We start from the raw sequence: 11,087 nt of genomic DNA, 5'->3' as shown, positions 1-11,087 counted from the left end.
AGAATTTCGCGAATTTAATTTTGGCGACGGTTTAGAACGTATTTCATTGACCGAAAGTCTCCGAAATGCCCAAATCAATAACGGGGTTGAAAGTTTCATGCTGACGGAAAATGATTTGGTTGTCGAAGAANNGCAGTACAAAGCACAAATGAGTACTGTTTTGATGATCGACATAAGCCACAGTATGATTTTGTATGGCGAAGACCGAATCACGCCTGCGAAAAAAGTAGCAATGGCTTTGGCTGAATTAATCACAACTCGTTACCCAAAAGATACGCTTGATATTTTGGTTTTTGGAAATGACGCCTGGACAATCCCAATTAAAGATTTGCCGTATTTGCAAGTTGGTCCGTATCACACTAATACAGTTGCCGGATTGCAATTAGCGATGGATATTTTACGCCGGAAACGAAATACCAACAAACAGATTTTCATGATCACCGACGGAAAACCAAGCTGCGTGCGCGAGCGCGATGGTTCATATTATATGAACAGCAACGGTCTCGACGAATATATTGTAGATAAATGTTACACACAGGCACAACAAGCCAGAAAATTACACATTCCGATTACAACTTTTATGATTGCAAACGATCCGTATTTACAGCGATTTGTCAATCATTTTACAGAAGCAAATCAAGGAAAAGCATTTTATACCGGATTAAAAGGTCTTGGTGAAATGATTTTTGAAGATTATGAAACGAATAGGAAGAAGAGGGTGAGGTAAGTGTTCAGTGTAGAGACGCACAGCAGTGCGTCTACGCAAAGTGATGACACAAAGTTGATTTAAAAAGGTTCAAAGCTGCAAAGGTTCAGAGGAACAAAGACTTTAAAATAAATTTACACAAAACGCAACAACACAATATTTGCCGTTAAAAAAACAATAAACAAAATAGATATTTCATAAAATGGAAATTAATAATATAAAAACATTAGGGCAGTTAAAAGCTGCAGGATATAAAAGCATAAGTATAAAGGACGAATTGCGAAATAACCTTCGTGAAAAAATAAAATCAGGAAAACCGGTTTTTGAGGGCGTTCACGGATTCGAAAATACCGTAATTCCAGAACTGGAACGCGCGATTCTTTCTCGTCACAATATCAATTTATTAGGGCTTCGCGGACAAGCAAAAACACGTTTAGCGCGTAAAATGGTAGAATTATTAGATGAATACATTCCGTTTGTAACAGGTTCAGAAATCAATGACGATCCGTTGAATCCAATTTCACGTTTTGCAAAAGATTTAATCGAAGAAAAAGGAGATGAAACACCAATTTCTTGGTTACACAGAAATGAACGTTTCTTCGAGAAATTAGCAACGCCGGATGTAACCGTAGCCGATTTAATTGGAGATGTTGATCCAATTAAAGCAGCAAATTTAAAATTATCTTATGCAGATGATCGCGTAATTCATTTCGGAATGATTCCGAGAGCAAACAGAAGTATTTTTGTTATTAACGAATTACCAGATTTACAAGCCAGAATTCAGGTTGCATTGTTTAATATTCTACAGGAAGGCGATATTCAAATTCGCGGATTTAAATTAAGAATGCCGCTTGATATGCAGTTTATTTTTACTGCAAATCCAGAAGATTATACAAACAGAGGAAGTATTGTAACGCCTCTTAAAGACAGAATTGGTTCGCAGATTTTAACGCATTATCCAGAAACAGTTGAAATTGCAAGAACAATTACACAGCAGGAAGCAAAACTGGACGAAAACCAAAGTGATGTGGTTTATGTCCCGAATTTAGCGAGAGACATTTTAGAACAAATAAGTTTTGAAGCCCGCGAAAGTGAATACATCGACAATAAAAGCGGTGTAAGTGCGAGAATGAGTATTACGGCTTATGAAAATTTAATTAGTACCGCAGAACGTCGTGCTTTAAAATCTGGAGTTGATAAAACAAATCTTCGTTTATCTGATTTTATCGGAATCATTCCGGCCATAACAGGAAAAGTAGAATTGGTTTATGAAGGAGAGCAGGAGGGAGCCGCTTTTGTAGCGCAGCATTTAATAGGAATGGCAATTCGAACTTTGTTTCCAACGTTATTCCCTAAAATCGAAAAATTAGAAAAGCCGGGAGAAAAAACACCTTATTCTGATTTAATTGAATGGTTTTTTGCAGAAAGCGGTTTCGAATTATTAGACGACGCTTCTGATGCTGAATATCATGCTATTTTAGACGAAGTAACTCCTTTGGATATTCTATTGAAAAAATACCAGCCACAATTAGATCAAAAAGATCAATATTTTGTAAAAGAGTTTGTGCTGTGGGCTTTGGTAGAATATAAAAAACTAAGCAAAGACCGTTTTGCACAAGGACATCAGTTTAAAGATATGTACGGAAGTTATATTAGTAAATTATAGATTATTAGTTGTTAATTGTTAATTCAGTAGTAGTTATCAAACCCGACAAGTTTTTAAAACCTGTCGGGTTTATTATTTCTAGAAAATAGCATTACCAGTTTTAAATAGTCTACCTTGCTACGTTGGCTGTATTTGCAGTTTGCCTAAAAAAGCGATGGATGATAGTTTTGAGGATTTGATAGAAAGTTATATGGAGAATAAAATTGGAATTTCAGAACGGTTTATAAGTGATGAATTATCAAATAATCTCAAGCAAAATTTAATCGATTTAAATGCTGCCAGTTTACTGTTGACGGCAGGAATTGGAAATTCTGAAAAGCTTTCTTTTGACGGAAAAATTAGGAACGACGCTATTTATTGGCTGGATAAAAAACATAATAACGTTTTTGAAAATGAATTTTTCGATAAAATTGATGCGTTTGTACTCTACTTAAATGAAAGCTGTTTTGCCGGAATTACCGGTTACGAATTTCATTATTCGTTATATGAAAAAGGAGATTTTTATCTCAAACACTTAGATCAATTCAAAAACAATTCAAGCCGTAAATATTCTATGATCAGTTATTTAAATAGTAATTGGAAAGAAAGTGACGGCGGAGAATTAATGATTCACCAAAACAACAGCGAGCAGAAAATTTCGCCCGTTCAGGGAAAAACCGTTTTCTTTAAAAGTAATGAACTGGTTCACGAAGTTTTAGTTACACAAAATACCAGAATGAGTATTACAGGATGGTTAAAAAGTGACTAATATGTTTTTTCAGGAACATTCATTATAAGGAGATAAACGTTATTTTTGTATTCAAAATTTAATCCTATGTTGTTTCTTGTTTTAAGCATTTTATGCAGTGTAACGGTTGGTGTTATCTTCAAAATAACCCGTAAATACAATGCAAATCCAATTCAAATTATAGCTTTCAATTATATAATGGCAATATCACTTTGCTATTTTACTTTTAGTCCGGATTTAAATGTAGTTCATGCAGATGCACCATGGAATATTTACGCAGCAATTGGGGTTTTACTGCCAATAGTTTTTCTGTTTTTATTTACTTCCATAAAGCATATGGGAATTGCAAAAACAGATGCTGCACAGCGTTTATCGCTCTTTATTCCGATAATTGCAGCCTGGCTTATTTTTAAAGAAGAATTCAATTCGTATAAAGTTATTGGACTGATAATAGGATTTATAGCGCTGTTATTCATCTTAAAAAAACAATCTGGAAATGATCAAAACAAATGGATATATCCGGCAGCTGTATTTATAGGTTTCGGGATTATTGATATCCTTTTTAAGCAAATTGCGCTTTTTACAGCGTTGCCTTATACAACTTCTTTGTTTATCGTTTTTGATATTTCATTGGCCGTTTCTTTGCTCGTAGTCGTTTATGATGTTGCCGCAAAAAGAGTAAAACTCAATTATAAAAACATTCTTTTTGGAGGTTTGGTCGGAATTTTCAACTTCGGAAATATATTGTTTTATCTAAAAGCGCATAAGGCTTTCGCCGAAAATCCATCTACTGTTTTTGCCGGAATGAACATGGGCGTGATTGTTTTAGGAAGTCTTGTTGGAATGCTTTTCTTCAAAGAAAAATTATCTAAAATTAATATTTTAGGACTTGTTTTGGCCTTAATTGCCATTGTTTTCATCGTAAAATCACAATTTTAGCACTTTTTTAAATTTCTTAAATCATTAATTTACAAGGGATTTAATGTTAAATTTATATTTTTCTGAAATAAACTCGACTAATCCTATAGAATTTATAAATAATATTTTATAGATTTGCAATGACAATGAAAAACTATAGTCTAAATATCATCCCGTTTATGTGCAGTTTGACGATGTGCTGCATGTCGACCTATGCGATGAAATGGCGTTAATAGAGAAAGTACTTGTTAGTTATTTTTTTTTTAGCCTTTCATGCACCATGAAAGGCTTTTTTTAGGAACTATTAAATAAAAATAAAATGAGATCGAATAGAAACATAAATAGTATGATGCATTGCTGCCAGATGAAAATTCCGTGTTGCATGTGTTGTTGCTGATTTTATTCAGAAGAAACATTTTATTAAGCCCAAATCGATAAACCAAAAAATTAAAAATAAACACTATGAGTGCAGAAATTATAAAACAGAACCCCTTTCAATCTATGATTGACAGGTTTAATATAGCAGCCGATATTCTTAAATTAGATGAATCATTAAGACAAAAGCTGCAGCGTCCGGAAAAACAAATTGTGGTCAATTTTTCTATAACATTAGATAATGGAACCGAACAAAATTTTGAAGGATACCGTGTAATTCATAATACAGCTTTAGGTCCGTCAAAAGGCGGAATTCGTTACGACAATGCTGTTAATCTTGATGAAGTAAAAGCACTTGCCGCCTGGATGACCTGGAAATCTGCTGTAACCGGAATTCCGTTTGGAGGAGCAAAAGGCGGTATTATTTGTGATCCGAGAACACTTTCTAAAACTGAATTAGAAAGAATAACCAGAGCGTATACAAAAGCATTAGCTGATATTTTTGGTCCTGAAAAAGATGTTCCGGCACCGGATATGGGAACGGGGCCTGACGAAATGGGCTGGCTAATGGATGAATTTTCATTAGTTCACGGTAAAACAATTCATGCCGTTGTAACCGGAAAACACCTGCATTCAGGGGGGGCATTAGGAAGAGTAGAAGCAACAGGAAGAGGAGTGAGCATTATTACTTTGCTTGCGCTTGAAAAATTAAAAATAAGACCGGCAAGATCAACTGCTGCGATTCAGGGATTTGGAAATGTTGGTTTGCATTCGGCTTTGTTTTTATACGAAAAAGGAGTTAAGATAGTTGCTGTAAGTGATGTTTCTGAAGCTTTTTTCAATCCTGATGGAATCAATATTCCAGAGCTGATTTTGTATTACAACCTCAATAATAAAACTATTAAAGGTTATCCAAATTCAGTTGCGATCAAACACGAAGATTTATTGCTTTTAGATGTTGATGTTTTGATTCCGGCTGCAAAAGAAGATGTTATTACACAAAAGAATGCCAAAGATATTCGTGCCAAAATAATTATTGAAGCAGCAAATGGACCCGTTTCTTCTGATGCTGATAAAATTTTGCACGAGAATAATGTTTTAGTAGTTCCGGATATTTTAGCAAATGCCGGAGGTGTAACTGTTTCTTATTTTGAGTGGCTTCAAAATTCATTGTTAGAATCCTGGAGAATTCATCAAATTAATAAACGTTTAGAAGATATATTAGAAAAAGGTTTTGAAACTGTATTTAGAGTTGCAGCCAAATATAGTGTAACACCGCGTATTGCTGCTTACATTATCGCTTTGAAAAAAGTGGCAGACACACAATCTGTTAAAGAAGTAGCTCTGGAAGCCGATAAATACAAACAAAACTAGATTTTTTCTAAGGGAGATTTAAGACTATTTTCATCGGTTAATATCAATATATTTGTATCTGATATTGGTTGATGAAAATAGCTGTTTAGTTTAATTAATTGTAGTTTAGTTTCTTAAAATCGATAAAAAGTAATTATTAAAAATGAAAAACATTAATTTTCTTGCATTTGCAATGCCCGCTTTCTTTCTGTTTTTATTTCTTGAATATAAGCTGGCGCAACGAAAAAAAAGACCTGAAATTTTTAATTATGAAAGTTCTGTTTCTAATATTAGTATTGGAATTGCAGAGCGATTGATTAATTTGTTTGTTGCCGCAAGCTTTTACCAATTGTACTATTTGATTTATGATGATTATCGGATTTTTGATGTTCCGAGTAATTTTTTAGTCTGGATTGCCTTAATTCTCGCCACAGATTTTGTGTGGTATTGGTATCACAGATTAGGACATGAAGTCAATTTTTTCTGGGCAGCACACATTGTACATCATCATAGTGAAGAATTTAATTTTACGGCTGCAGCCAGAATTACCACTTTTCAGGCCATAGTCCGAACGGGGTTTTGGTGTATCCTTCCTTTCGTTGGGTTTCATCCTTCAATGGTAATTACCATGCTTATTGTTCACGGAGCATATTCTTTTTTTACGCATACACAGCTCGTAGGAAAAATAAAATGGCTGGAATATATTTTTGTAACACCTTCTGTTCACGGTGTTCATCACGCATCTGACGAAAAATATCTTGATAAAAATTACGGCGATATGTTTACGTTTTGGGATCGTCTTTTTGGAACTTTTCAGGAAGAAGAAGAAAAACCAAAATACGGATTAACACATCCGCTAAAAAGCTATAGTTTCCTTTGGCAGCATTTTCATTATTATTTTGAAATATACGAATTGTGGAGACGCTCAAAAGGATTTAAAGCAAGATGGAAAGCCGTTTTCGGAAGCCCTGCACACATGGATCAGGATATTCGTCCGACATTAGAAAAACGTTTTTTGCAAGATAAAAGCAATCCGCACCAAAGACTCCGATTTAGAAATTATCTTTATATTCAATTAGGAATCTGTACTTTATTGCTAACCGTTTTCACGTATTATTTTGACCATTTAGAGGCGTACGATAAGATTTTTGTATTGTCGATTATCATTATCACTTTAATAAACTGCGGTGCTATTTTAGAACAGCGCAAATGGATTTATTATCTCGAATATACTCGTATTTTTATGATAACGACGTATTTTTTATACGAAAGAGATCTAACCATGTTTTTCTTTATTCCGTTGGCTATTATGATCTTTGCTGAGCAATTATTCTCGCTTAGTAAATATTATCAAAATATGATTTTGCAGTTAGAATCTGCAGAGTAAATAAAAAAAGAAAAATCGCCACGAATTCACGAATTATTTAAATACAAATTCGTGAATTGCTTCGCCAATTCGCTATCGCTCGGGTCGTGGCGGTTTTATTTCCTGCAAGGTTTCCAAAACCTTGTAGGTTTCTATCGACTCCAGAACTTGATAAATTATACCTACAAGGTTTTGGAAACCTTGCAGGAATGCTGCATTTTTTTGCCACAGATTAAAAGGATTTAAATAATTTTTTAATCTGTGTTAATCTGTGAAATCTGTGGCTAAAAATTAAATCGTTTTAATCGCCATAATTTTCTCCTCAAAAGTATCTTTAAAGTCTGATTTGCTTTTAATTCTGGTTTTGTACGTATAAATGGTAGCTACAGAAAGTTCCAGAAATTCAGCCATTTGACTACTGTCTTGAATCCCTAATCGGTACAAAGCAAAAATGCGGAGTTCCGTATTCAAAAGTTCTCCTTTCTTTACAATACATTTATGATCATTCGGGAACAAATGATTAAAATCGGTCACGAAAGTTGGGAACAATTTCAGGAAAATTTCATCAAACTGATGGAACAAATTTTCTCTTTCTTCCTTTACATTATAACGTTTTAAACTCGCAATAACTTCATCAGTTTTCTTGGTAATAATTTTATGAAGCGTACTTTTCTGAATATGATCAATCTTATTAATGAAAGCCGAAGTTGCTTTAATAAAATATGTAATATATTCCTCTTTAATCGCATTTGCCTCACTCAGACTTATATTCATTTCCTGAAGCTGTGCGTATGACGAAGCCATTATTTTTCTGGCTTTGTTTTTCTCTTTTAATTGTTTAAAAATAATAATCGAGAACAAAATGATTATCAGCGTCAGGATCGTTAAAAGAATAATGATCTTTTCCAGCTTATCATTTTTATCTTTTACGTTGTTTAACTGCGCTTTTTCAATAATAGGCAATATGGACGAAATTTCAATTTTACGGTGTCTGGCGTTGTAAAAAGTAGCGTCATCCATTGCAATATTAATATACTCGTTGGCTTTGTCCAGATAGCCCATTTTAAAGAGTTCATTAGCCAGATTTCTAAGCGCGACAGTTTCTTTCGTCGCATTTTTAACATCGGCAATAGCGGCGAGTGCGAGATAATAAATCGCTTTTTTAGTATAACCTCGTTCCGAATAAATATAACCGAGACTCGAAGTGGCGATTCCGTAATAATCCGGAGGTAAATCGTAATTGTTAATCCAGTAGCTGAAAGCAAATTCGGCACCACGCCAGTCTTGCTGTTTTAAACGTTTTAAACTTTCGGCGGCCCAATATTCATTTGAATTGGTTCCGATTAATTCTAAGGCCTTTTTAAGGAAATGATTTCCCTGCTGAACATAATGAATATTAAAACGCTGATCACGGTTATAATCGGCTAAATCATAATATGCGCGGGCTTTGATATTATAATATTCAAATTTGTTTTTCTGATCCAGTTTTTGATCGTCAATAACATTCAGCGTATCGATAGCTTCTTTAAAAAGCCCGGAAGAAAGAAGAACAAAACCTTCCTTAATTCGGCTTTTAGCCAAATATTTAGGATCTTTTAAAACGATGGCTTTGATTTTAGCTTCTTCTAAATAATAATAAGCCGAGTCATATTTGAATGATTTGTATTCTTCAAACAATGACATATAAGTATGATACAATTGCTCATTATTCTGGCTGACAGTAAATTTTGAAACATTCTTTTTTAAAGTTTCAATTTTGCGATATTTCTGTTTTAAGTAAACTTCTTTTTTTAGCAGTACATTGTCTAATTCTTCAAGAATTGGATTTGTCTCTTTCGCAGTAAGAGAAAAACCCGCAATGAAAAAATACAGTACAAATATTTTTTGCATGGTTTGGTTGTGGTTTTAAGGTAAGGTAATTTATGGTTGAGTTAATTCGTTTAAAAGCAAAATTAATTAAAAACTGATGATTAACAGTTTTAGAAATAGGAGAGTACTGATTTAAGATTTTTTTTCGAAATGCCTTAGTGTGAGTATCTAAAAGGCTTTAAAATGTTAAAAGTACTCTAATAATTTGCAATTATACAATAAAAAGCGGTTATATATATGTATAGTGAAAAAATATTCACATAAAATTTCCATATTGTCATATTTACCATTATTCTACAGGCACTTTGTATCTAAACAAGACCTTGATTTTTTTGTTTTTAGTGAAATTTTAAAACATTGATAATCAGATAATTATTTACGAAAACGTTTGAATTATATCTTGATTTTTTACAGATATTTTTTTTTAGATTTATTTAACATCTAGCTTCGTACTGTCCTTTTTAAGGGATGAAAAACTAACAAAAACCAAAATTTATGAGAAGTAAAAGTTATTACTGGTTAGCTCTGTTTATTTGTTTTTTTGCCATTAGCTGCGATAATACAGAAGACGGAAGCTACGTTGATCCAATTACGATTTATGAAAAAGTAAACGGAAATTGGGGATTAACAAATCTAAAAATGGTTGACGAATTTGCTAAGGCAAATAAGATCGAACCAAGCGAGGAAAACTTGAGTACTTTTTTTAACTACGAAGATTTTAAAATCAATTTTAGCGTAGACGAAAAAAACAAACCTACAAGTTATGAAGTGACGGGCAATGTTCCTCCTTTATTTGCTCCAAAAGGCTATTGGGAATTAAGCTCAGATTTTCAACAGACTAATGCAAGCGCAGTAAGAATCTACTTGTACAGCGACGCTGCAAAAACTCAAAAAACAGACGAACTTAGAGTAACATCTGTTCCTGGAAACAATGACGAAATGGAATTTCAGTTAGTGCATTCTTCAGGAGGAACTCCGTTTGTGACTTATGTATTTAAATTAAATGCTATTAATTAAAAGTAATATGAAAAAATTTCTATATACAATTTTACTTGCCCTTTTGATGGCTCCAACATTTACAAAGGCACAAGAAAACGCGGGAGCTGTGGGACCTATGTCATCATTTCCGGTTGTTTACAAATATGACGAGCAAGTTACCTGGTACTTTGATCTTTCTGGAACTACGTTTGCAGAAAATCAGGATTTATACATCTGGATTTGGTCACCATCTGAACCAGATGCGGGAAATTGGGAGAATTCTTCTGATTTCGCAAAACTACACTATGAAGGAAATAAAGTATGGAGTTTTACTTTAACTCCAACAGTATATTTTTCTAAAACCCCGACTGAAATTGCAGCAAGCGCAGGATTCTGGTTTCGTTTAAAAGACAAAACAGGATCTAAACAAAGCGACGTGGCAAATATGCCATACACTGATTTTTCTTCTTTTTACACTGCGAATGAGCTGATCAGAGCTTATCCAACAAAACCAACAATTGATAAAGGTGTAAGTATTTTATTTAATGCCAATTTAGCTCCGGGATTTGCGGGCGCAACTAGCGTTCACATTCACAGCGGATTGAACAACTGGGATATTAAACAAGAATACCAATCATGGTTACCGGACATTGTTGAAAAAACCAAACTAAAAGATTTAGGAAACGGATTCTACAAAATGGATTTAGTTCCAAAAACATACTACAATGCACCTGACGGTTACGTAATGGAAAATTTAGTTTTCCTTATGGTAAAAGACGACTGGGCAGGAACAATTCCGGATCAGGTTTTATATGCAGGAGCTTATGAGCCGCCGCCGGCACCAATATTCGGATTTTTCCCTTTACAAATCAGCCAGAAAGATTTCTTGGGAATCTACAGAAAAAACAACGAGCCGGGAGTAAACAAATTACTTTACACAATTACAGCTGGTGCAAAAACAATTTCTGGTGAGTTTAGCGGAGGAACTGCAGAGATAAAAGGATTTGTCAATTTGGTTACAGAACTTAAGGACTCTCCTGTTTTAAGTGAAATTCATGTTTTAGTTAAAGACAACAAAGACAAAACAATTTCTGACACGACGATTCCGCTTAAAACCTTAGACAAATAA

At 33.9% G+C, this 11,087-nt stretch carries 9 protein-coding genes; 8 read left to right on the top strand and 1 reads right to left on the bottom strand.

Annotated elements, in window-relative coordinates; all coding sequences use genetic code 11:
- From B3C18_RS16345 to B3C18_RS16320, 6 genes are all read left to right on the top strand, one after another.
- On the top strand, positions 1-727 hold a 727-nt coding region (locus tag B3C18_RS16345; RefSeq protein WP_291148850.1), incomplete at its 5' end, for a vWA domain-containing protein.
- Positions 728-908: 181 nt separating this feature from the next.
- Positions 909-2,372 carry an AAA family ATPase gene (locus tag B3C18_RS16340; RefSeq protein WP_291148847.1) on the top strand — a complete coding sequence of 488 codons (1,464 nt, stop codon included), beginning with the start codon at positions 909-911 and terminating at the stop codon, positions 2,370-2,372.
- A gap of 154 nt (positions 2,373-2,526) precedes the next feature.
- Positions 2,527-3,120 (top strand): 2OG-Fe(II) oxygenase, encoded by a 594-nt coding sequence (locus tag B3C18_RS16335; protein ID WP_291148844.1) that lies wholly within the window; start codon positions 2,527-2,529, stop codon positions 3,118-3,120.
- A 66-nt stretch (positions 3,121-3,186) separates the two neighbouring features.
- Positions 3,187-4,038, top strand: coding sequence for a DMT family transporter (locus B3C18_RS16330; protein WP_291148841.1), 852 nt, complete (start codon positions 3,187-3,189; stop codon positions 4,036-4,038).
- A gap of 441 nt (positions 4,039-4,479) precedes the next feature.
- The gene (locus B3C18_RS16325; RefSeq protein WP_291148838.1) at positions 4,480-5,766 is read left to right on the top strand and encodes a Glu/Leu/Phe/Val family dehydrogenase; all 1,287 of its coding nucleotides are present in this window, start codon (positions 4,480-4,482) and stop codon (positions 5,764-5,766) included.
- A gap of 142 nt (positions 5,767-5,908) precedes the next feature.
- Complete coding sequence (locus B3C18_RS16320; protein ID WP_291148835.1) at positions 5,909-7,132, top strand: sterol desaturase family protein; 1,224 nt, start codon at positions 5,909-5,911, stop codon at positions 7,130-7,132.
- Between the two features lie 270 nt (positions 7,133-7,402).
- Here the strand turns inward: B3C18_RS16320 and B3C18_RS16315 are convergent, their stop codons facing one another.
- Positions 7,403-9,001 (bottom strand): DUF6377 domain-containing protein, encoded by a 1,599-nt coding sequence (locus tag B3C18_RS16315; protein ID WP_053474425.1) that lies wholly within the window; start codon positions 8,999-9,001, stop codon positions 7,403-7,405.
- Between the two features lie 474 nt (positions 9,002-9,475).
- Here B3C18_RS16315 and B3C18_RS16310 point away from each other — a divergent pair, with 474 nt between their 5' ends.
- Positions 9,476-9,997: a DUF5004 domain-containing protein gene (locus B3C18_RS16310; protein WP_073488350.1), complete on the top strand. Its 522-nt coding sequence runs from the start codon at positions 9,476-9,478 to the stop codon at positions 9,995-9,997.
- Positions 9,998-10,004: 7 nt separating this feature from the next.
- The gene (locus B3C18_RS16305) at positions 10,005-11,087 is read left to right on the top strand and encodes a hypothetical protein (RefSeq protein ID WP_291148827.1); all 1,083 of its coding nucleotides are present in this window, start codon (positions 10,005-10,007) and stop codon (positions 11,085-11,087) included.

This window comes from Flavobacterium sp. UBA7680 (assembly GCF_002482975.1).
In the GTDB taxonomy this organism is placed as follows: Bacteria; Bacteroidota; Bacteroidia; order Flavobacteriales; family Flavobacteriaceae; genus Flavobacterium.
This window is presented reverse-complemented; position numbering and strand designations above follow the sequence as displayed.

Coding starts and splice junctions, on each gene's coding strand:
- B3C18_RS16340 (WP_291148847.1), top strand. CDS start 909: ATGGAAATTAATAATATAAAAACATTAGGGCAGTTAAAAGCTGCAGGA.
- B3C18_RS16335 (WP_291148844.1), top strand. CDS start 2,527: ATGGATGATAGTTTTGAGGATTTGATAGAAAGTTATATGGAGAATAAA.
- B3C18_RS16330 (WP_291148841.1), top strand. CDS start 3,187: ATGTTGTTTCTTGTTTTAAGCATTTTATGCAGTGTAACGGTTGGTGTT.
- B3C18_RS16325 (WP_291148838.1), top strand. CDS start 4,480: ATGAGTGCAGAAATTATAAAACAGAACCCCTTTCAATCTATGATTGAC.
- B3C18_RS16320 (WP_291148835.1), top strand. CDS start 5,909: ATGAAAAACATTAATTTTCTTGCATTTGCAATGCCCGCTTTCTTTCTG.
- B3C18_RS16315 (WP_053474425.1), bottom strand. CDS start 9,001: ATGCAAAAAATATTTGTACTGTATTTTTTCATTGCGGGTTTTTCTCTT.
- B3C18_RS16310 (WP_073488350.1), top strand. CDS start 9,476: ATGAGAAGTAAAAGTTATTACTGGTTAGCTCTGTTTATTTGTTTTTTT.
- B3C18_RS16305 (WP_291148827.1), top strand. CDS start 10,005: ATGAAAAAATTTCTATATACAATTTTACTTGCCCTTTTGATGGCTCCA.